This window comes from Streptomyces roseirectus (assembly GCF_014489635.1).
GTDB lineage: Bacteria > Actinomycetota > Actinomycetes > Streptomycetales > Streptomycetaceae > Streptomyces > Streptomyces roseirectus.
This window is the reverse complement of the sequence record NZ_CP060828.1, coordinates 3091436-3113639: the sequence shown is the minus strand read 5'-3', so window position 1 is coordinate 3113639 and position 22204 is coordinate 3091436. Positions and strand designations below refer to the sequence as shown.

18 protein-coding genes and 1 pseudogene are annotated in these 22204 nt (G+C 70.8%); 10 read left to right on the top strand and 9 right to left on the bottom strand.

The genetic code is table 11. The features are described from left to right. Positions 1-15 precede the first annotated feature (15 nt). Complete coding sequence (locus IAG44_RS12705) at positions 16-696, top strand: DUF6193 family natural product biosynthesis protein (RefSeq protein ID WP_187747240.1); 681 nt, start codon at positions 16-18, stop codon at positions 694-696. A gap of 7 nt (positions 697-703) precedes the next feature. On the opposite strand, the pseudogene IAG44_RS12700 reads toward IAG44_RS12705, so the two are convergent. The 4 genes and pseudogenes from IAG44_RS12700 to IAG44_RS12685 form a co-directional block, all read right to left on the bottom strand. Further along, positions 704-1533: pseudogene (locus tag IAG44_RS12700) on the bottom strand (IS5 family transposase). A 232-nt stretch (positions 1534-1765) separates the two neighbouring features. Continuing rightward, a complete protein-coding gene (locus IAG44_RS12695; RefSeq protein WP_425508519.1) occupies positions 1766-2275 on the bottom strand; it encodes a Uma2 family endonuclease in 510 nt (169 codons plus the stop codon). Positions 2276-2345: 70 nt separating this feature from the next. After that, positions 2346-2558, bottom strand: a complete 213-nt coding sequence (locus IAG44_RS12690) for a DUF397 domain-containing protein (RefSeq protein ID WP_187747239.1) — start codon at positions 2556-2558, stop codon at positions 2346-2348. Further along, on the bottom strand, positions 2555-3427 hold the full coding sequence (locus IAG44_RS12685; protein ID WP_187747238.1) for a helix-turn-helix domain-containing protein: 873 nt from the start codon (positions 3425-3427) through the stop codon (positions 2555-2557). The genes IAG44_RS12690 and IAG44_RS12685 overlap by 4 nt, the downstream gene beginning before the upstream one ends. Before the next feature lie 242 nt (positions 3428-3669). Here IAG44_RS12685 and IAG44_RS12680 point away from each other — a divergent pair, with 242 nt between their 5' ends. From IAG44_RS12680 to IAG44_RS12640, 9 genes are all read left to right on the top strand, one after another. Then, positions 3670-4086, top strand: a complete 417-nt coding sequence (locus IAG44_RS12680) for an ATP-binding protein (RefSeq protein WP_187747237.1) — start codon at positions 3670-3672, stop codon at positions 4084-4086. A gap of 32 nt (positions 4087-4118) precedes the next feature. After that, positions 4119-4712: a hypothetical protein gene (locus IAG44_RS12675; protein WP_187747236.1), complete on the top strand. Its 594-nt coding sequence runs from the start codon at positions 4119-4121 to the stop codon at positions 4710-4712. A gap of 122 nt (positions 4713-4834) precedes the next feature. Continuing rightward, entirely contained in the window at positions 4835-5344 is a 510-nt protein-coding gene (locus tag IAG44_RS12670; RefSeq protein ID WP_246561671.1) for a Uma2 family endonuclease, read from the top strand. Positions 5345-5716: 372 nt separating this feature from the next. Then, positions 5717-7480 carry a glycoside hydrolase family 35 protein gene (locus IAG44_RS12665; protein ID WP_187747234.1) on the top strand — a complete coding sequence of 588 codons (1764 nt, stop codon included), beginning with the start codon at positions 5717-5719 and terminating at the stop codon, positions 7478-7480. A gap of 3 nt (positions 7481-7483) precedes the next feature. After that, positions 7484-9829, top strand: coding sequence for a beta-galactosidase (locus tag IAG44_RS12660; RefSeq protein ID WP_187747233.1), 2346 nt, complete (start codon positions 7484-7486; stop codon positions 9827-9829). 584 nt (positions 9830-10413) lie between these two features. Beyond that, positions 10414-11484: a LacI family DNA-binding transcriptional regulator gene (locus IAG44_RS12655; protein ID WP_187747232.1), complete on the top strand. Its 1071-nt coding sequence runs from the start codon at positions 10414-10416 to the stop codon at positions 11482-11484. 129 nt (positions 11485-11613) lie between these two features. Next, positions 11614-12621, top strand: coding sequence for a GlxA family transcriptional regulator (locus IAG44_RS12650; protein ID WP_187747231.1), 1008 nt, complete (start codon positions 11614-11616; stop codon positions 12619-12621). Beyond that, on the top strand, positions 12618-13457 hold the full coding sequence (locus tag IAG44_RS12645) for a DJ-1/PfpI family protein (protein ID WP_187747230.1): 840 nt from the start codon (positions 12618-12620) through the stop codon (positions 13455-13457). Before IAG44_RS12650 ends, IAG44_RS12645 begins: the two co-directional genes overlap by 4 nt. Positions 13458-13523: 66 nt before the next feature. Next, positions 13524-14015 (top strand): DUF4430 domain-containing protein, encoded by a 492-nt coding sequence (locus IAG44_RS12640; protein ID WP_187747229.1) that lies wholly within the window; start codon positions 13524-13526, stop codon positions 14013-14015. Between the two features lie 269 nt (positions 14016-14284). On the opposite strand, the gene IAG44_RS12635 is transcribed toward IAG44_RS12640, so the two are convergent. From IAG44_RS12635 to IAG44_RS12615, 5 genes are all read right to left on the bottom strand, one after another. Continuing rightward, the gene (locus IAG44_RS12635) at positions 14285-17311 is read right to left on the bottom strand and encodes an AfsR/SARP family transcriptional regulator (protein WP_343075730.1); all 3027 of its coding nucleotides are present in this window, start codon (positions 17309-17311) and stop codon (positions 14285-14287) included. A gap of 207 nt (positions 17312-17518) precedes the next feature. After that, a complete protein-coding gene (locus IAG44_RS12630; protein ID WP_246563986.1) occupies positions 17519-18442 on the bottom strand; it encodes a formylglycine-generating enzyme family protein in 924 nt (307 codons plus the stop codon). Between the two features lie 76 nt (positions 18443-18518). Continuing rightward, a complete protein-coding gene (locus tag IAG44_RS12625; protein ID WP_187747227.1) occupies positions 18519-20207 on the bottom strand; it encodes a WD40 repeat domain-containing protein in 1689 nt (562 codons plus the stop codon). Continuing rightward, positions 20204-20869: a GTP cyclohydrolase II gene (locus IAG44_RS12620; RefSeq protein WP_187747226.1), complete on the bottom strand. Its 666-nt coding sequence runs from the start codon at positions 20867-20869 to the stop codon at positions 20204-20206. The genes IAG44_RS12625 and IAG44_RS12620 overlap by 4 nt, the downstream gene beginning before the upstream one ends. Further along, complete coding sequence (locus IAG44_RS12615; RefSeq protein WP_187747225.1) at positions 20866-22179, bottom strand: MFS transporter; 1314 nt, start codon at positions 22177-22179, stop codon at positions 20866-20868. The genes IAG44_RS12620 and IAG44_RS12615 overlap by 4 nt, the downstream gene beginning before the upstream one ends. Positions 22180-22204 lie beyond the last annotated feature (25 nt).

Genomic DNA, 22204 nt, shown 5'->3' with positions numbered 1-22204 from the left:
AAGGGATTCGCGAGCATGAATGCGCTCGACTCTGCTCTCTACCCAGACCTATTCGCCGCAGGCGGTCTTATCGCGGCGATGGAGCTAGCTTCGGAGAAGAAGAATCTCGATCTAGGTCGGCTCTACAGTCACTACGCATCGGAACCCGGTCGGCTAGTCACGGCTGGACTGGATTCGAGTCGCGGAAGGGCTTCTGTTCAGCTCGGTAGTCAAAGCAGGACCTTCTACGTGGCTATTCGGGGAGATGGATTCACGTGGGCCGAGGGTGCCACTGATGATCTAGGAGATCTGATCGAAGCATTGGCTGCCTGGCGGGATGGTATTTCGATTGGTGACTTTGTCGAAAAATTCCATTTTATGACGCCGGGGCGGCTGGCGAGGATCCGCGAGTCGGGAGACCCGGTACCCGCTCAGTGGAATTGGTTGCGGACTGCTGAGGAGTTTCACGATGAGCGTTCGCTGGTGGAGGCATTCTATGCAGATGGTCGATTTAACCGCTTCTTCCCAATTCTCAGCCATGGGGCGCTGCGGCTTAGATCGGTGGGGCTACAGCAAAAGGCCAGGGAAGTGAGTGTCACTCCACTTTCTGGAGGCTCTTATCGTGTAGAGAATCTTCGGTTGCTTGACTCGGCTTTTCCGGAATCTCTGAAGAAGGCCCTTGACGTGGCTTCCGAAGTTCTGGTGAGTGATGAATGATACGCCTTTAGAGGTTGTCTCGCGTGGTGATCTTCGTGAGTTTCTTGTAGCAGGTCAGGGCGGCGGCCAGGCCGAGGAAGGCGAGGAAGTGGGAGCCCTTTCGCTCGTATCGGACGGTGAGACGTCGGTAGCCGAAGAGTCAGGCGATGGACCGCTCGATCTTCCAGCGGTGCCGGCCGAGCCGTTCGCCGGACTCGATGCCGGGCCGGGCGATGTGCGGGACCAGTCCCCGTTCCCGCAGCCAGGAGAGATGGTCGGTGGAGAAGTACGCCTTGTCGGCACGGAGTTTGACCGGCCGGCGCCGACAGGGCCCGCGCCGGGAGCGGATGGCGGGGATGCCGCGGACCAGCGGCTTGAGGGCGAGGCTGTCGTGCATGTTCGCGCCGGACACGGCGACGGCGAGCGGGAGGCCCTGGGCCTCGGACAGCACGTGCAGCTTGCTGCCCTTCTTCCCGCGGTCGACCGGGTTCGGCCCGGTCAGCGAACCCCCCTTTTCGCCCGCACCGACGCGGCATCCACGATCGCCGAGGTCCAGTCGATCTCACCCCGGGCGCCGAGTTCGTCCAGCACTGCCCGGTGCAGTCGCCGCCACAGCCCCGCCTCCGTCCACGCGGTGAACCGGCGGTGCGCCGTCGCGGGCGATACCCCGAACGTCTCCGGCAGATGCCTCCAGGCACACCCGCTGGTCAGCACGTACACCACCGCCGTGAACACGGCACGCTCGTCCAGGGGAGCGGTACCGCCTCCCTGCGGACGGGAGTTGAACGACGGCAGCAACGGGGCGACCAGTTCCCACAGACCGCTAGGAACCAGCCGCTGCGACAGATCGGCACTCACGAAGAGACACCATGCCGCAGCTCGCACCATCACCACATGAGGCAACCTCTTATAAACTCAAGGGATTCGTCGGGGTGCTTTCGGTGGGTCTTCTAGGGTGTCTGACGGAAAGGCTTCGGTGTGGCGGACCAGCGGGGCGCCGGCTTCCTTTCTGTTGAATCACCACTTCAGCTTGGTATCGCCTGACCACCCCGGCTACTACGACAGCCCTGGCTGCCGATCATCTCCGGAGCTACTGGCGGGAGAGTGTGGCGGGGTCGATCTCGATGGGGAACGGGGTGTCCAGGCGGGTCGTTGCGCCTGCCAGGGCTGTCGTTCGCTCTACGTACCGACCGCCTTCGAGTTCGTAGACCGCGAGCATCGGGGCCGGATCGAACTCCAGACGCCAGAAGTGCGGGACCGCGGCCTCCGCGTACAGCAGGGGCTTGATCTTGCGGTCCATGGTGCGGTTGCCGGGGGAGACGAGTTCGACGACGAGCTGGACCGCGTCGATGTCGACGGTGACGGGGTCGTCGGCGGTCGCGCCCGCGTCGGCTACGACCAGGTCGGGCACGACCAGCCCGGACGGTAGGACGACGTTGACACCCTCCAGGATCTCCACCGGCGCGCCGTCGGCCCGGGCGGCCGTGTCAAGGGCGACGTGGAGACGGAACGAGGCCCGCTGGTGGCGGACGCCGGGCGTGGGGGAGACGATGAGGGAATCCGCCAGCAACTCGTAACGGGCGGTGCGGTCTTCGGGCAGATCCAGGACATCGACGACGGTCCAGGGGGCAGTGGGGTCGATGGTGATGCTCGTTCCTGTCCGCTGCCGGTCAGATGCCTTGGACGTGCTCCGACTTGACGGCGTTCACGAAGGTCAGCCAGGCGGGGACGGGGAAGATGAAGGCCCCGTGGGAGGGGGCCTTCGAGTCGCGGATGGCGACCTCGCCGGCGGGGAGGGGGAGGTATTCGACGCAGTCGGCGTCGGCTCCGTCGCTGTAGCTGCTCTTCGTCCAGCCACCTGCCGGGAGGTCCTTGCGCATCATCGGCTCTCGTCAGCTCCCTCGAAGTCCTTCATCACCCGCCTGATCAAGTCGGCGGTCTGTCGTGACGATAGGGCGGATGCTCGAATGTCGTCAAAGAGCTTCCGGTAGACCTCCACATCAGCGGCGTCCTGCATGTAGAGGGCCTTGGCTCTGGTGCTGACTTCCACGACGTCGAGGGTGGTGGCGTCATCGTTGATGATCGTCCGGAAGGCTCCGTGGAGTCCGGCGTAGACCGCCTGTTCGAACGGGACGACCTGGATGGTGAGGTAGGACTCGTTGGTCAGCTCAAGGAGGTGGCCGAGTTGCTTCCTCATGACGGCGGGACCGCCTACCGGCCTGCGGATGGCGCCTTCGTCGAGGACACACACCACCTGCGGCGGCTTCTCCTGCTTGAAGATCTTCTGCCGGGCCATGCGGAGGTCGACGTAGTGCTGCACATTCTCCGGGGTGCGCCATGGATCGAACCCGTAGATCATGGCGTGCGCGTACTCCGGTATCTGGAGCAGTCCCGTCAGGTGCATGGCCGAGAACGCCTCGATGCGTGTGCACTCGGCTTCCAGCTCCACGATCTCGCGCAGGTTCACACCGAGGTTGTACTCGGGGAAGTACTGCCGCTGCCCGCTCTCCCGTAGCAGTGTGATCAGGTCCGTGCGAACCCGTTCGTCCTTCACGCCGTACAGGTCGAGCAGTGCTTGGAGCTCCAGTCGGCGGAGACGGAGTCTGCCGGTCTCGATCTTGGACATCTTGCTCTGCTGGGCGTCGAGTTCGGCGGCGGCTTCCTTCTGTCCGATGCCTGCGGCCTCGCGCAGTCGCTTGAGATCGGCTCCGAGTTTGCGCTGCCTGAGCGTTGGACCTTGCCGACTTGCCACTTTCCCTCCTTGATCGGGACCAAGTCTGTCGTACGGCGTAAGCCGTGGGGAGGCTTTCTCTCGTCTCGACATATGCCAGAGTCTCATGGGACTTCACCCGTTGGGACTTATTCCGCGAAGTATGTTGCGGAGCGGCTTCGAGCTACCCCACTCTGGTGCCCCGGCAGCCCGGCCCAACTCGGCGGCATCAACTGCCCTGACCTGGGCCGACCTTGGCTGCCATCTCCCCAGCTGGAGGCGATATGGCCCAACAAGCCCAACAGGTGCACCACGAGTTCCGGTTGCCCCTGTTAGTCGAACCGGAGGAGCTGCGCTGGGTGCGGAGGGTCGTCGGAACTCACGTTCGGGCGTGGGGGATTGACGCCGTTCTGGACGACGTCCTCGAAGTCGTCACCGAGCTGCTGACCAACGTCCACCGGTACGCCGGCGGCCTCGCTCTCCTCGTACTGCGCGTCACCGCACACGAGTTGCGCATCACCGTCAGCGACCGCTCCCGCGCCCTCCCGACCGTGCGGGAGCCGGACTGGGAGGCGCAGTCGGGACGCGGCATGCAACTGGTCGCCGGGTTGACGGAGTGGTGGCGGGCAGAGCCGACGGAGACAGGCAAGGACGTGCGCTGCGGGCTGCGCGTCCCGAACGCCGAGGGGACGGCGTCGTGATCGTCCCGTACATCACTTGCCGTGAAGGCGAGGTGCCCGTCAAACAGAGGGAACTGCGCGCCAGTTGGGGCCCGGACGGACGTCCCCGGCTCGCCTACCGCACCGAACTCCCCGGCGACAGAGACCTCCAGGACGTCCTCTGGGCCCGCTGCCCCCAGCGGCGCGGCCCCGACGGCCTCCCCACCGGTGACCCCCAGTGGCGCGACGTCCACCCGGCCCGCCAACGCGAGTGCATGCAACGCCTGTTGTGCCAGGTGTGCGCCCAACCGGCGCGCACGCCAAAGGGATTCGTCTTCCTGATCGCCCCCGGCGAGCTGAAGCCAGGAGAGACCACCCTCCTCACCGCCCAACCCCCGGTCTGCCGCAGGCACACCCGCACCGCCGCTGCCCTCTGCCCCTACCTCCGCGAGGACCCGACCGTCCTCCTCGTCCCCGCACCCCGCCTACACGGAGTGGTCGGCGCCCTCTACGAACCCGCCGGCCCCCGAATCCGCCCTGCCCCGGTCGACCTCGGCTCCCTCCCGTACGGCCACCCCTTCCTGCGCTGGTACCTCGCCTCCCAGATGGTCCGCCGGTTGCACTCCTTCGAGGTCATCGAGCTGAAGGAACTGGCCGACGGACGGTAAAACGGGGCCCGTTCGCGCGACGTCTCCGGCCAGACAGTGAGAGGTGCACTGTGAGTCCCCTCATTCCCGTACGTCGTGGACGCCTGAGGGAGGCGGCGGGGCGTATCGAACAACTCGCAGGTGTGAGCGTGGAGATCATCGGCGGGACGCTCGTGATCCCCCCGAACCCGAGCGGCAGGCACGCCGGGATCGTCATCGGCCTGCGCGACGCCAACCGCCCTCAACTCCCGCGCCAGAACGAGGCGTTCGAGAACGTGTCCGTCCCCATGCCCGGCGACCCCGACGACTACGCGACCCTCGACCTCACCATCGGCCCTCGCGCGTTCCGCGACGACGACGGCTGGCTCCTGGACGCCGACGCGGTCGAGCTGGCCGTAGAGGTCATCTCCCCGAACGAACGCCTGAAGGGGATCAACGAGAAGACCGCCTGGTACGCGGCAGCGGGCGTCCCCCTGCTGCTGCAGATCGACCCCCGCACGGGCACATGGTCCCTGTTCGGCAGACCGGCGGAGGGCCAGTACAACAGCGTCACCCATGGCAAGTACGGCGAGGACGTGCCCTTGCCCGCCCAGCTCGGCGGCGACCTGCGAACGGCCGGCCTCAGCCTGTACGGCACCCGCCCGAGCATCTGACGACGGCGGCCTAACCCCGCAGTACCAGGACGCGCGAACCGGCGGAGCCGGATCCCCCGCCGGGCTGCGGGCAAGCGCGGCGACAGCGGTTTCGCCGTCACTCCCAGGTATGACCTGAGGCGGGACCCCCTCCGTCCAGCCCCTCCGTCCACCCCTTCCGAAAACCCCCGTATAAACCCTGTTGACGTCAGAGATGTTACCGGTAACATCGGCCGCGTCGGAGGTTGTGAGACCCGTCCCCACGCCGATGTGGGCCGTCGTTGGAGGCTGTGTGCCCGATCGTGTCGCGGTGCGGAGTGCTGCCGGCGGTGTGCCCTCGTGGACGGCCGTTCCCCTCGCTCAAGCATCCCCCTCAGCTCCGAAAGGACCCCCATGTCCGCCCTGACCACTACCCGTACATCTTTCGAGCTAGACGGCGAGCCCTTCCGGATCATCTCCGGGGCGCTGCACTACTTCCGGGTGCACCCGGACCTGTGGGCGGACCGCCTGCGCAAGGCGAGGCTGATGGGGCTCAACACCGTCGAGACGTACGTCCCCTGGAACCTGCACCAGCCGGAACCGGGGACGCTGGTGCTGGACGGCCTGCTCGACCTGCCGAGGTTCCTGCGGCTGGCGCAGGCCGAGGGCCTGAAGGTGCTGCTGCGGCCGGGCCCCTACATCTGCGCGGAGTGGGACGGCGGCGGCCTCCCGCACTGGCTCATGTCGGAGTCGGACGTCCAACTCCGCAGCAGCGACCCGAAGTTCACGGCGATCATCGACCGCTACCTCGACCTGCTCCTGCCCCCGCTCCTGCCGCACATGGCCGCGTCCGGCGGCCCGGTCATCGCCGTGCAGGTCGAGAACGAGTACGGCGCGTACGGCAACGACACCGCCTACCTCAAGCACCTCGTCGAGGCGTTCCGCTCGCGCGGCATCGAAGAACTCCTCTTCACCTGCGACCAGGTCAACCCCGAACACCAGGAGGCCGGCGGCATCCCCGGCGTCCTCGCCACCGGCACCTTCGGCGGAAAGATCGACACCGCGCTCGCCACACTCCGCGCCCACCAGCCCGAAGGCCCCCTGATGTGCGCCGAGTTCTGGATCGGCTGGTTCGACCACTGGGGCGGCCCGCACCACACCCGCGACACCGCCGACGTCGCCGCCGACCTCGACAAACTCCTCGCCGCCGGCGCCTCCGTCAACATCTACATGTTCCACGGCGGCACCAACTTCGGCCTCACCAACGGCGCCAACCACCACCACACCTACGCCCCCACCGTCACCTCGTACGACTACGACGCCCCCCTCACCGAGAACGGCGACCCGGGACCCAAGTACCACGCCTTCCGCGAGGTCATCGCCAAGTACGCACCCGTCCCGGACGAGTTGCCCGCCCCGTCCTCCAAACTCCCGGCCACCGACGTCGAGTTGACCGAGCGCGCCCTGCTGCTCCCGTACGTCTCCGAACTGTCCGGGCGCACCGTACGGTCCGAAGACCCCGTCACCGCCGACGAGTTGGGGACACGCGCCGGATACGTGCTCTACCGGACCAGCCTGTCGAACGTCGGTCTCGGCGTCCTGCACTTCTCGGGCGGCGTCGGGGACCGGGCCCAGGTGTATATCGACGGAGCACCGGTCGGCGTCCTGGAGAACGAACGGCAGGAGACCAGCCTGCCCGTCCAAGTCCTCCGCAGGGGCGCCGTGTTGGAAGTGCTCGTCGAGAACATGGGACGGGTCAACTACGGCCCCCGCATCGGCGCACCCAAGGGCCTGCTCGGCCCGGTCACCTTCGACGGGACACCCGTCACCGGCTGGGAGTGCCGCCCCCTCCCGCTGGAAGAACCCCTCGGCGCCGCCCTGTTCGCCGAGTCGGACGGCGCCGCCTGCGCCGAACCCGCCTTCCACCGGGGGACGTTCGAGGTCACCGACCCCGCCGACACCTTCCTCTCCCTGCCCGGCTGGACGAAGGGACAGGCGTGGATCAACGGCTTCTCGCTCGGCCGGTACTGGAACCGGGGCCCGCAGCACACCCTCTACGTCCCGGCCCCGGTCCTGCGCCCCGGCACCAACACCCTGATCGTCCTGGAACTCCAGGCGACCACCGGCAACCACGCCCGCCTCGTCGACACCCCCGACCTGGGCCCGAAAGGCCAGTGACCGTTGAAGCACCACCTGCGCCTCCCCGCCCCGCCCGCCCCACCCCGCACCGGACACCTCCCCTTCCGTGACGCCCCCGGCGTCCCCGACCCCGTCGAGGTCACCAGCCGCTGGCTCACACGGGGCGGGCGGCCCTGGTTCCCCGTATCCGGCGAGTTCCACTACTCCCGCTACCCGAACGGGAGTTGGGAGGAAGAACTCCTCAAGATGAAGGCGGCGGGAGTCACCGCCGTCGCCTCGTACGTCATCTGGATCCACCACCAGCGGACCGAGGCCGAGCCCCGCTTCGACGGCGACCTCGACCTGCGCCGCTTCGCCGAACTCTGCGCCCGCCACGGCCTCGACTTCATCCCCCGCATCGGCCCCTGGTCCCACGCCGAGGTACGCAACGGCGGCCTGCCCGACTGGGTCCTCGCCCGCACCGACGCCACCCGCACCGACGACCCCGCCTATCTCGCCGCCGTCCAGCCCTGGTTCGAGGCCATCGCCACCCAACTCGCCGGACTCGACCGGGCGTCGGGCGGACCGATCGTCGCGATCCAGATCGAGAACGAGCTGTACGACCAGCCGGACCACCTGCTCACTCTCAAGCGGACGGCCCAACAGGCGGGCCTGGACGCCCCGTTGTGGACCTCCACCGCCTGGGGCGGCGTTCAGCTTCCCGGCGACGAACTCATGCCGCTCTACGGCGGCTACCCCGAGACCTTCTGGACCGAGGCCGACGGCGGCTGGCCCGACACCTGCCGCAAGCACTTCTTCTTCACCCACCAGCGCGACGACGAAGGCATCGGCGCCGACCTCCGCCCCACCACCGTGCGCGGCGTCGACTCCGCCGCCTACGCCGAGCGATTCCCCTGGGCCACCTGCGAGTTGGGCGGTGGCATGGCCGTCGCCTACCACCGCAGGCCGCGCGTCGACGCCGCCGACGTCGGGGCGCTCGGGCTCACGAAGATCGGCTGCGGATCCGTGTGGCAGGGCTACTACATGTTCCACGGCGGCACCAACCCGGGCCCCGGCCTCCAGGAGTCCCACGCCACCGGCTACCCCAACGACCTCCCCGCCCTCACCTACGACTTCCAGGCACCGCTCGGCGAGTACGGCCAGTACCGCGACTCCTACGACGAACTCCGGCTCCAACACCTGATGTTGGCCGACTTCGGAGACCGCCTCGCACCGATGGACTCCGTCCTGCCGGACGCGGCGCCGACGGGACAGCACGACCTGACCACACTCCGGTGGGCCGTGCGGACCGACGGGGAGGCCGGGTTCCTGTTCGTCAACAACCACCAACCGCACGAGGAGTTGACCGCCCACCCCGACACGACGTTCACCGTCGACGGGCTGACCCTCCCCAGCCGGCCCGTCACCATCCCCCAAGGCGCCTACTTCTGCTGGCCGTTGAGAATGCCGTTCGCCGGACTGCGGATCGACTGGGCAACTGCCCAGCCGGTGTGCACCGTTCAGGACGGCGGCCGCACGGTCCTCGTGCTCGCCGCGACCGACGGCGTGCCGGTCGAGGTCGCCCTCGGAGGCGGCGCCGGGCTGCTCGCCGCGCCGGAAGGCGCCGAGGCCGGACCGGCGCACGAGGACGGGAACGGCGTACTGATCACCGGCATCCGCCCCGGCACCGACGCCTGGATCGAGGCGGAGAACCCCGACGAGGAGCGCGTCGCCGTCCTCGTCCTCGACGCCGCCACCGCCCGCACCGCCTACAAGGGGCACGCCTGGGGCGCCGAACGCCTGATCCTCTCCGCCGAGGGCGTCGTCCTCGACGCACACCGCGACGAGGTGCGGCTGCACGGGCGCACCCCGCACAGCGCCGAGACCGTCTCCCTCGCCGTCTTCCCCGCGCCGGAGCGGACGCCCGAGGGACACGGGGTCACGGCGGCGCCGGACGGGGTCCTCACGCGGTACACCCTGACCGGCACCACTGACCCCGTACCCGTACCCCTGCCGGTCGTCGAACCCGTACGACCCGCGGGGGACGCGCCCCGGCCCGAGACCGGCGTCCTCCGACGGGCCAGCGCGCCCGGCGACCACGCGTACGCCGACTCGGCCGCCGTCCACCGCGTCCACGTCCCGCCCACCGGCCGGCCCGGCGTCCTGCGCCTCCACTGGCGCGGCGACGTGGCACGGGCGTACGCGGGGGAGCGGCTGATCGCCGACCAGTTCTACTCCGGCCGACCCTGGGACATCGGCCTCGACCTGCTCCCCGAGGACGAGCCGCTGACGGTACGGATACTGCCCGCGGACCCGTCCGCCCGGGTGTCCCTGCCGGTCGAGCGCGCGGAGACGGCCGAGATCCACGACGCGGAGATCGTCACGTCCAGGGTCTGGACTCTCCGCTGACCGACCGACCCAGCCCCCGCCTCGCCCCTGACCTGTCCGGGGGCGAGGCGGGGCGGGTTGGGGTGGGGGTGAGGTTGTGGGCCGGGGTGAGGTGGGGCGCGCGGTGGCCAGGGCCGAGGCCGCGCCTGACTCCTACGACCCGTAGTACTCCGGGGTGCCCTTGGCCGACCCGTACGACCCGTAGTACTTCAGGGCCGAGGCTCGCCGACCCGTACGCCCCGTAATACTTCGGAGCCACGGCCCGCTTCCCCGTACGACCCGTAGTACTTCGGAGCCAGGGCCCGCCGGCCCGTACACCCCGTAGTACTCCAGAGCTACGGCCCGTCGCCCCGTACGACCCGTAGTCCCCCGGGACTACTCCCCACCGTCCCGTACGACCCGTAGCCCCCCGGAGCTCCCCCGACCGCCCCCTACACCCCGTAGCACCCCCGACCCCCGCCCCACCCCACCCGTACGCCCCGTACCCCCTCAGAGCCACCCACCCCCGTCCTATCCTGTGAATCCGTCGGCCACCCCAGCGCCGGCGGCCCAGGGGTCCCGGGACGGACGGGGCCGGGGGACGGCCGAGGGAAGAAGCACCCACCATGACGAGAGGCGCTGCCGGGAACCCGGGGACGAAGGGAGCCGGGCGTAGTCGGCGGAACTTCGCGGGGAACCGGCCGGTGATGGAGGACGTGGCCCGGCTGGCGGGGGTCAGCAAGCAGACCGTGTCCCGCGTGCTGAACGAGAACCCGGCGGTCAGGGCGGAGACCCGCGAAGCGGTGCGCGCGGCGATGCGGACCCTCGGCTACCGGCCCAGCCGCAGCGCGCGCTCGCTGGCCAGCGGCCGGACCCGGATGCTCGGCGCCATCTCCTTCGACGCCGCCCGCTACGGCCCCGCCTCCACCCTCACCGCCGTCAACACGGCCGCGCAGGAAGCCGGTTACCTCGTCAGCTCGATCGCGCTGGACACCGCCGACCCCGACACCGTCGTCGAAGCGGTCGAGCGGCTGTCGGCCGAGGGCGCGGACGGCATCATCGCGATCGCCCCCCAGCTGTGGATGGCCGCCGCCCTCGCCGAGGCCCACCTCGACCTGCCGCTCGTCATGATGGACAACGACCTCGGCGACGGCACCCCCATGGTCACCGCCGACGCGCACACCGGCGCCCGCAAGGCCACCGAGTACCTGCTCTCCCTCGGCCACCCCACCGTCCACCACGTCGCCGGCCCCACCGGCTGGACCTCCGCCAGCCGCCGCGCCGAGAGCTGGGCACAGACCCTGAAGGCGGCCGGCGCGCCGGTCCCCGAACCCCTCGTCGGCGACTGGAGCGCGGACTCCGGGTACGACCTCGGCCGACGGCTCGCCGAGAACCCCGAGGTCACGGCCGTCTTCGCGTCCAACGACCAGATGGCCCTCGGCGTGCTGCGCGCCCTGCACGAGGCGGGCCGCCGGGTGCCGGAGGACGTCAGCATCGTCGGGTACGACGACGTCCCCGAGGCCGCGCACTACCTCCCGCCGCTCACCACGATCCGCACGGACTTCCAGGAGATCGGCACGCGCTCCCTGCACGCCCTCCTCCACCGCATCGAAACGGGCCCCGACCCCGAGACGCCCCCGACGGTCATCCCGGTCGACCTGATCGTCCGCGCGAGCACGGCACCGTACCGCCCGTGAGCCGGGGCACCCGTACACCCCGTAGTACTCCAGAGCTACGGCCCACCACCCCGTACACCCCGTAATACCCCCGCCCTCCCACCCAGCGTTCCCACCCCTCTCACCCCACCCACCCAGGACCCCACCCCCATGCCCCCAACCCCCCGCCGAGTCCTCCTCATCGCCTACGACGACGCCCAGATCCTCGACATCGCCTGCCCCAGCGGCGCCCTCGACCTGGCCAACCGCTTCGGCGCCGAACCCCCGTACACGATCGAACTCGCCACCACCGGCCCACCCGTGACCCGCACCTCCGCCGGCATCCTCCTCACCGCCGCGCACAACCTGACGACGGTCACCGGCCCCGTGGACACCCTGATGGTCGTAGGGGGCGCGGGCTGCGAGGAAGCGGCGGCGGACGACCGTCTCCTCGCCCAGTTACGCAGGCTCGCCCCGCACACCCGCCGCCTCGCCTCGGTCTGCACCGGCGCCTACGTCCTCGCGGCGGCGGGCCTCCTGGACGGCAGACGGGCGACGACCCACTGGGCGTGGGGCGAGCGGCTGGCCCGCAGACACCCGGAGGTCGCCGTGGACGCCCGCCCGCTCTACATCCGCGACGGCGACGTCTACACCTCGGCCGGCGTCACCAGCGCGCTCGACCTGACCCTCTCCCTCATCGAGGACGACCACGGCCCCACCCTCGCCCGCCAGGTCGCCCGCGAACTGGTCACCCACCTGCACCGCCCGGCGGACCAGGCGCAGATATCGACGTTCCTGGCGGCCCCGCCCCCGGAGGACCGCCTCGTGCGCGACCTCGCCGCCCACATCAACGCGCACCTCGCGGACGACCTCACCCCGCCCGCCCTCGCGGCCCGAGCCGGCGTCAGCACCCGCCACCTCACCCGCCTGTTCGCCGCGCACCTCGGCACGACCCCCGCGCGAGCGGTCCGCCGGGCCCGCGCCGAGGCCGCCGCGCACCTCGCCCGCACCAGCTCCCTCCCGCTCGCGGCGATCGCCCTGCGCTGCGGATTCCGCACGCCGGAGACCCTGAGGCAGGCGTTCCTCGACCACTACGGGGTCACGGGGGACACCCTTCGCAGGATCCCGGACATGCCGGCCCCGCTCCCGGCCCCACCACGCCAGACTCCGGCCCCATGACAAACGATCACGCCACGAACGCGCACCCCGCCCAGAGCACCTTCGCCCGCCGCACCCTCTTCGGCGCGACCGCCGCCGCAGCCCTCACCGCCACCACCGTCGGCCGAGCCCAGGCAACCCCTAGTACCCGTACAACCCCTCATACCCGTACGACCCCCACCACCTCTACCACCCGCGCCACCCCCACCCTCCGCATCGGCGTCTACCTCTACGACGGCTTCAGCCTCCTCGACCCCACCGGCCCCACCGAGGTCCTGTCCCGCCTCCCCGGCGCCGAGGTCACGATGATCGCCGACCGCCGCCGCCCCATCAGCACGGACACCCTCGCCACCACCGTCCTCGCGGACCGCGCGTTCACCGAGGTCGACCACCTCGACGTCCTCCTGATCCCCGGCGGAGACGAACGCGGCACGATCGGCGCGATGACCGACCCCGCCCTCCAGAACTGGATCCGCGCGATCCACCGCCGCACCCGCTGGACGACATCCGTCTGCACCGGCAGCGTCATCCTCGCGGCGACGGGCATCCTCGACGGCCGTGAGGCGACGACGCACTGGTCGGCGGCGGAGTACCTGGAGACGCACTACGACGTCACGTACCTGCCCCGGCGGTACGTCGAGTCGGGCCGCATCATCACCGCCGCCGGCGTCTCGGCCGGCATCGACATGGCCCTGTACCTCGCCGCCCGCCTCACCGACGAACACACCGCGCGCGCCATCCAGTTGGGCATCGAGTACGACCCCCAGCCGCCCTTCGACGCCGGTGACGCGACCAAGGCGGACGCCGCGCTCAAGGCACGCGCGGCCGAGCTGATACTCGCCTCCCAGAAACGGTAGGCCCCCCATCAACCCGTAGACTCCTTACGGCCGTTGATCCGAGTTCCGTACAGGAAGGCACCGCAGATGCGCCGCACCGCGATCACCACGACCGTCCTCACCCTCGCCCTCTTCGCCGCCCCGGTGACAGCCCAGGCCAACACGGAGTGGCCGTCGGCCGCCCGGACGGACACCAACGCCCCGGTCAAGGTCAAGCTGACCGTGCGGGGCCCGGACGGCACCCTGTTCAAGGGCAAGGTGAAGACGAAGGGTCACGACGTCACCCCCGCGACCGGCGGCACCCACACCTGCGACGGCACGAACGCCGGCGCCAACCCCTCGCCCGTCCCCACCCCCACGGCCGCCCTGGACGACGCCGCGAAGCTCAACGGCTTCACCTGGGACGGCACTTGGTACCCGTCGTTCGACGACTACCTCGTGGAGTCCGTCAAGGGCGTCCCCGCGAGCACCACCGCCTACTGGAGCATCTCGGTCAACGGCGTCCAAACCCCCGTGGGCGGCTGCCAGTTCAAGCTGAACGCGGGCGACTCGGTGGCGTTCACCTGGACGGCCCTCTGACCGCCCCCGCCACAACGGGAACGACCCGGGAAGCGACGGGGAACGCCGCCCCCGACCATCGGTGACACAGGAACACGGCGACACAGCGACATCGCGACACAGGGGGACCCCGATGCGGACGACCACGCAGCGCACCAAGCCGACCCACACGGACGACCGGGGCCCCGGCAACGTGGAGTCCTGAACGCCCACACGGACGGAAACGAAGGCGGGCCCCCTCACCAAGGCGGCCCGCCTTCACCACGAACGCCCCCTCACCGCCCCGGCGTTCACCACACCCCCAAACGCCCCCGCCCCGAACTCCCCACCCCCATCCCCTCGAACAACACCTCAGCCGCCCCCCGATACCCCGCGGCAGCCTCCGCGTCCCCCAACACCCCCACCGCCTCCCCCATCCCCCACAACGCCCGCGCCGCCTCGATCTGATACCCCACCGTCGAGGCCAGCTGATGCGCCCGCCGATGCAGCTCCAACGCCCCCGAAGCATCACCCTGGAGCCGCCGCACCACCCCCACCACGTTCCCAACGGCGGCCTGCCGCACGGACGTTCCCCGCGATGACACCAACTCCAGCGCCTGCTCGGCGAATTCGGCGGCCTCCCGCTCCCGTCCCCGCCGCTGGCACAGCAACGCCCAGTACGCGTGCACCAGCGCCACGTTCCCCGGCCGCAGCCCCTCGTCGCACAGTTCGAGCGCCTGCGCGAGACACACCCGCGCCCGCTCGTCCTCACCGAGCCCGAGATGGGCGAGTGCCAGCCAGGTCAGCGAGGTGATCTCGTTGCCCCGCTCCCCGAGCCGCCGGTTCAGTTCGACGGCCCGCGCGGCGTGCCCGGCGGCCTGCGCGTGCCGCCCGCTCCAGGTCAGCACGGAGCTGAGGTTGGCCAGCGCCTCCGCCTCCATCCGCGCCGCCCCGAGCGAGCGGTGCAGCGCGATCCCCTGCTCCAGATGGGCCCGCGCCCGCTCGAAGTTCCCGAACGCGCCGTGCAGCAGCCCGAGGACGTCGAGACAGAACGCCTCGGTCGACGGGTCCCCGGCGTCCACCGCGAGCGCTTCCTCGGCGGCGTCGATCCCCTCCTGGAACGCCCCGAGCCACCAGTGCGCGATCCCCAGGTTCCCGAGGCTGACCCGCAGCAGCAGCGGATCCCCGAGCGCCCGCGCCGACGCCACCGCGAGCCGCGCCCCCGCCCCGAACTCCTCATGCCGGCCAAGGAGGTTGAGGTAGAACATGAGATTCCGGGCGAGGACGACGGTGTCACGGTGCAACCCCGCCGCGGCCGCCCGCTCGGTGACCGCCCGCAACGCGTCGTGCTCCCGCCGCAGCCACTCCAACGCCCGCTCCCCACACGCGAACTCCGGTACCGGCCAAGCCTGTTGACCCGAGTCGGCCGCATACCGCGTCCGCCCGGGGAACAGCGCGTCGCAGGCCGCCTCCGTCGCGCGCACGTAGTACGACACGAGCCGGCGCATCGCGCCGAGCGGATCGTCCTCGGCGCCGCGCAGCCCCAACGCGTAGGTGCGCACGAGGTCGTGGAAGCTGTAGAGCCCCATCTCCGGCTGGTCCAGGAGGTGGCTGTCGAGGAGGTGTTCCAGCGTGTCCTCGGCCGTGCGGACGTCGCCGCCGAGCAGCGCGGCGACGGAGTACACGTCGAGCGTGGACCCGGGATGCTCGGCGAGCAGCCGGAACGCGGCCCGCCGGGGCTCCTCCATCGCCTGGTACGACAGCCGCAGCGTCGCCTCCACACTCCGCTGCCCGGCGCTGAGTTCGGACAGCCGGCGCGTCTCGTCCGCGAGCCGGTCGACGAGGTACTGGAGGGTCCAGCGGGGCCGGTTGCGCAGCCGCGCGGCGGTGATCCGCAGTGCCAGCGGGAGCCCCCCGCACAACTGGACGAGCCGCTGGGCCGCTTGAGGCTCGGCGGCCACCCGCTCGGCGCCCAGCGTGCGTTCCAGGAGGGCGAAACTGTCGGCGGGGGAGAGGAGTTCGAGGGACAGCCACTCCGCGCCGTCGAGGTCGAGCATCCGGATCCGGCTCGTGAGCAGCACCAGGCAGCCGCCCGACGAGTCCGCCGCCGGCAGCAACGGCCGTATCTGCGCGGCGTCCACGGCGTTGTCCAGGACCAGCAGCAGCCGCCGCCCGGCGCACAGCCGCTGCCAGAGGGCGAGCCTGCGCTCCGGCCCCTCGGGCATCCGGTCGTCCGTCACACCCAGGCTGCGCAGCAGCGAGTCGACGACAGGGCCCGCCTCCTGCGGCTTCTCGCCGGGGCTGAACCCCCGAAGGTCCACGAAGAGTTGGCCGTCCGGATACTCCTCGGCGAGCCGGTGCGCGGTGTGCACGGCGAGCGCGGTCTTGCCGCTGCCGCCCATGCCGTCCACCCCGACGATCCGCGCCGCTCCCCGGCCCGGCGTCCGTCCGGCGGCGACGATCCGCGCCAACTCGCCCTGCCTGCCGGTGAAGTCGGGCAGGTCATAGGGCAACGTCCGGGGCGGCTCGGCCGGTTTGGGCTCCGGCGCCGGGTGGACGGCCGCCGGACGCGGGGCGACCTCGGGGCCGTCGCGCAGGATCGCCTCGTACAGGCGGGTCAGTTCGGTGCCCGGGTCGATCCCCAGCTCCTCGACGAGCAGTTCACGGACCCGGGTGAACTCCTCCAACGCCTCGGCCTGGCGCCCCGACCGGTACAGGGCCAGCATCAACTGGCCGCGCAGCGCCTCCCGTAGCGGATGCGAGGCGATCAACTCGCGGAGCGGGCCGACGAGTTCGGCGGCCTCGCCGAGTTCGAGGCGCAGCCCGTGGTACTGCTCGGCGGCGGCCATGTGCCGCTCCTCCAGGGCGGCGGACGCGGCGGCGAGCACCGGCCCGCCCGCGCCCGCGAGGACCGGGCCCCGCCACAGTCCGACGGCAGCCCGCAACTCCTCGACGGCCACCTGGAGTTGCCCGGCCGCCGACGCCTCGCGGGCCAGCCGGGTGTGCCGGTTGAACTCGTGCAGGTCGAGCTGGTCGTCGGCGAGGACGGCACGGTAGCCGGTGCCGTCGGTGGCGATCAGGCCCGCGCCGCCCGGGATCCGGGTGCGCAGGGCCGCGACCGCCTTGCGGACCTGGTGAGCCGCCGTCTGCGGTGGCTCGTCGTCCCAGGCGGCGGCCACCAGCCGGGAGACCGGGATCATCCGGCCGGGTTCCAGGAGCAGGGTGACGAGCACCCGCTCCTGGGTGGGACTGCCGAGTTTCAGCCGCCGGTCACCGTGCCAGCCTTCGAGCGAACCAAGGATGTTGAAGCGGACGTCTGCTGGTTTCCCATACGCCACGTACCCTCTCCCAGCCCCCGTGCCCCGCTCCGAGTGCGAGCGGGGATGACCGAATCAGCGTGGTTCCGCACCGCTGTTTCGAGCGATTGTGGGGCAGGGCGGGGCTGGTGCGTTCAACGAGGCGAATACTTTGCGAGGTTCGGACCCGAAACATTTTCCCGGGTCACCGAATCAAATGCGGACCGAATCAGATTCGGTGACCCGGCCTCACGGCGTCTCCGCCAGCCGGAACCCGATCGCGTAGATGGCCTTGTCGTACCACCCGTGCCGCCGCGCACACCGCGTGAGATCCCCGTACCGCGTGAAGCTCCCGCCCCGCGCGACCCGGTACGACCCCCGCGTCAGCAGCAGGTCGTCCGGCTCCGGAGCACCCCCCGGATACGCCCGGTAGTCGTCCGCGACGAACTCCTCGACGTTCCCGGCGACATCGTCCAGCCCGAACGGACTGCGCCCCGCCGGGTGGATCCCGACCGGCGTGGTCGTCAGCGGCCCCGCCTCGACGGTGTTGGCGCACTCCGCCCGGAACCCCTCGCCCCACGGATACTCCCGCCCGTCCCCGCCGGACGCCGCGTACTCCCACTCGGCCTCCGTCGGCAGCCGGAACAGCCGCCCGGTGCGCCGCGCCAGCCAGGCGGCGTACGCGTCCCCGGCCTCGGCCGGCACACCCCACACGGGATGGTTGGCCAACTCCCGTGGAAACACGCCGAATCGCCACGAGGTGGGCAGCCAGGTCGCCCGCGTCTCCTCCAGGAACACCCGGTACTCGGCGTTGGTCACCGGGTACCGGCCGATCCTGAACTCCGCGATGTCGACGTCGTGTTGGGGAGCCTCCTTCGCGATCCACTCCTCCAGCACGCCGACGTGCGACCACCGCCGGGCCACCTCGGCGACCCGCTCCGACGGGATCCCGATGGTCACCTTCGCCGCCGGCACCGCCACCAACTCCGGTTCGAACACCCGGATCCGGGGGTCACCGAGGAGCGCGAGCAGGGTCCCGGCGGCGAGCCTGCGCCCGAACGGCTCGTGCGCGGACGACGCCACCGAGGCCAGCACCTGCGGCGACGCCCCCAGCAACTCCGCGTCGAACTCCGGCTCGGGACCGCGCCGCACGAAGGACTCCGGAAGCCCCATCGCCGCCCGGTCCCCGACCTCGTTCGGATTCACCACGACCGCGCTCACGGCGAACTCCCCGCTCCACAAAGGGAGTTCACGCCTCCGCCCCCGGCACCTCGTACACCCGTCCGTCGTACGCCCCCGCCAGGAACACATCCCGCCCGGCGTCGAACGTCAGCGACGAGATCCCCGAGGTGGTGGGCCGCCGGACCGCCGACCACACCCCGCCCACCACGTCGAACACCGCGACCACCCCGTTGTACGACCCGGTTGCGACATACCGCCCGTCCTCCGAAGCCGTCACGCACTTGATGGAGTGATCGTGCGGAGTGTCGTGCGCGACCGCCGAACTCCCGTCCCACAGCCGGAGTTTCAGATCCCGGCTGACACTCGCGAACCGCCCGCCCGGCAACCCCGCGCACCCGTTGGCGATCCGGTCGTGCGCCGCGTCGGCTCGCCCGGTCTCGGTGAAGTCGTCGACGGAGAACCAGGACGCGGCGGCGTCGGCGCACACCGAGAAGATCCGCCCGCCGGAGACCGCGACCCCCTTCACCGCGCCCGTGTGCAGCGGCAGCGTCGCCTCGTGCTTGACGGCCCCGTCGGCCGCCACCGAGAAGACCAGGCCCTCGCCGGTGTAGGCGCCGAGGACGACGTGCGGCACACCGTCCCGCTCGAACGCCGCGCCGCAGTTGAGCGGCGAGCGGTGCTGGTGCAGCACCTCGCCGGTCAGCGCGTCGAAGACGGTCCCCATCTGGCCGCCGCTGAACACCCGCCCGCCGGCCGGCGTGAGGAAGTTGCAGAGGCTGCCGGTCTCGGCCGTCACCACCCCGTCCGTCCGCAGAATTCCCGCGTCACCTATGGTCAGTTGGTGACCCTCGTGGACGGCGACCGCGTTCACGCCGTGCGTCGGCTCGACGTGGTCGAGGTCCCAACTCCCGCTGCCGATGCGGTGGATGGCGTACGAGGACCCGAACGTCGCGAAGACCAGGGTGTCTTCGTCGAGGAACGCGCACGATCGCGGCCACACGTCCGCCGGGAACGTCGAGGCGGCGACCGGCCGCAGCCCGTCGGTGACGTCCCACACGCGCATCGTGCGGTCGTAACTCAGGCTCACCATACGGCCGTGCGCGGCGTCCAGGACGAGCCGCTTGATACCGGCCTCGTGCGCGTGGTGCGTGGCCGTGCCGTCCGCGCCGAGGACGACGATCTCGCCCTCGTCGTTGCCCGCGAAGACCGTGCCGCCGGGCGTGACCGCGAGCGTGTCCGTCTCGACCTCCCCGAGGTCCGTGTCGGACACCAGCGCGCCGGTCTCCGCCGACCAGCGCTTGATCGTCCCGTCGTCGCTGGAGGACACCAACTCGTCGCTCCCGGCGACCCATTCGACCGAGATGACGTCGGCGGTGTGCCCGGTGAAGGTGTGCAGCAGGGCGCCCGAGAAGTCGTACACGCGCACCCGGTGATCGCGCGACGCCGTCGCGATGAGCGGCTTGACCGGGTGGAACGCCGACATCTCGACGTCGTCCTCCTGGTCGGAGAGGACCGCGAGGAGCTTCAGGTCGGGAACCGACCACAGGCGGGCCGTGTAGTCGCTCGACGACGACACCAGGTGCCGGCCGTCGGGGCTGAACGCGACCTGGTTGGCGAGGTGGTCGTGGAAGGCGCGGGCCAGCGCCCGGCGCGTCGAGACGTCCCACAGCACGAGCTGGTTGTCGTAGCCGGCGGTCGCCACGAACCTCCCGTCGTGGGCCGCGATTCCGCTGATCGGACCGTGGTGGCGGATCACAGGACAGACACCTCCAGGGAGTCGGGGTTCGGTACGGGCAGGGTGTGGCCGGCGTGCCGCGCCTTCGCGTCGAGGTAGCGGCCGTTCTCCCCGGTCAGGAAGACCCCGGTCGGCACCCGCTCCACGACCTCGATGCCCAGCTCCGTCAACTGCTCAGCTTTGTCAGGGTTGTTGGACAGAAGCCGGATCCGGGTCAGGCCCAGCGCGCGCAGCATCTCGGCCGCCGACGTGTAGTCGCGCTCGTCCTCGCCCCGGCCCAGCAGCCGGTTCGCCTCGAAGGTGTCGCTGCCGCCGTCCTGGAGGACGTACGCGTCGAGCTTGTTGTAGAGCCCGATCCCGCGCCCCTCCTGGCGCAGGTACAGCACGGCCCCGCCGTCGCGCGCGACGAGCCGCAGCGACTCCTCCAACTGCGGTCCGCAGTCGCAGCGTTCAGAGCCGAACACGTCACCGGTCAGGCACTCGCTGTGCAGCCGCACCAGCGGGACGGCCTGCTGCTCGGCCGCCACCACCACGGCCACATGCTCCTGACGGTCCGTCAGGCCGTGGAAGGTGACCAACTCGGCCGCCGCGCCCGCCCTGTTGAGGGTGACGGGCACCCGGGCGCGAACACCTGTGCCAGGACCGGAACTCGTGCCGTCGCTCACGCCATTGCCGTCGCTCATGCCGGGACGGCCTCCTCTCGGGACGAGGTGTGCGGGGAAGGCGCCCACTGCCGCCAGGTCCGCCACAGCCACAGCAGGCCGGCGAGCTGTACGGCGCCGAAGGCGAGGAAGACGGCGGACGAGCCGAGCAGATCGGCGAGCGCGGGCACGACCAGCGGCCCGGCCAGGATCGGCAGCCCCAGCACCAGGTCGACGATCCCGCCGACCCGGCCCAGCGCGTCCGCCGGGACGAACTTGAACACCATCAGGTCGCTCGCCACGCTGAGCGCCGCCTGGAAACCGAACATCACGACCATCGCGGCCACGAACACGTGCACCGACCCGGACGCCATCAGCAGCAGCGCCGCGCCCATGCCGACCGTCCCGACCAGCGTGATCGCGCGGAACGGGAACGTCTTGCGCTCCGAGACGACGATCGTCCCGAGCACCCCGGCGATCCGGACGGCCACCAGCACCAGACCCACCGCGCGCGGCGACAGATCCCAGTCGTGCTGGAGCCGGAACAGCGACAGCGTCATCGTGCCGGTCGTGCCGACGACCAGCATCGGGACGAAGACGAGGATGGCGTGCAGCAGCACCGGCGCCCGCCGCATCACCCGCACCCCGTCCAACAGCCCCTTGACCAGCCCGACTTGACCCTTCCCGCCGGGCTCCACCCGCGGCGGGTGGACGCCGACCAGCCACACCACGATCGGCGCGAAGAACGTCAGCACGTTGAACCAGAGGAGCCCCGTGTACCCGACCCACAGCAGCGCGGCGCTGACCAGCAGCGGCCCCACCACGTTGGTCACCGTGTAGAGGCTCCCGAGGCTCGCCCGCGAACGCACCGGGTTGTCCGGGAACATGTGCGCGACCCCGGTCATCCACCCCATCCGGTACCCGGCCCCGCCGATCTGCACCAGCGCGCCGAACACGAACAGCGGCCACACCGGCGCGTCGTCGGCGAGCCCCGTCAGGTTCAGCGCGATCGCCGCCGCGGCCTGCACCAGCAGCCCCGGCACCACCAACACCCGTGCCCCGTACCGGTCCACGACCGCGCCGAGCACCGGCGCCAGCAGCAGCGTCGCCGGCGTCAGCACCGCGAGCAGCGACATGATCGCGAGCGAGCCGGTGCGCTCGTACACGAACAGCGGGAGGGCGACGGTGTAGACGGCCTCACCGATGTTGTTGACGACGTTCCCGGTGGCGAAGATCTGGAACCGCCGGTCCAGCCAGGGCGACGGCTTGGCCTCGTCCGGGTCGCTCAAGGGCGCGGGCCCGTCCTGCGGCGTGTCCACGCCCTCGCCCCCACCCGCATCGGTCTTGCTCACGGCCTGGCCTCCTGTGGTTCCGGTT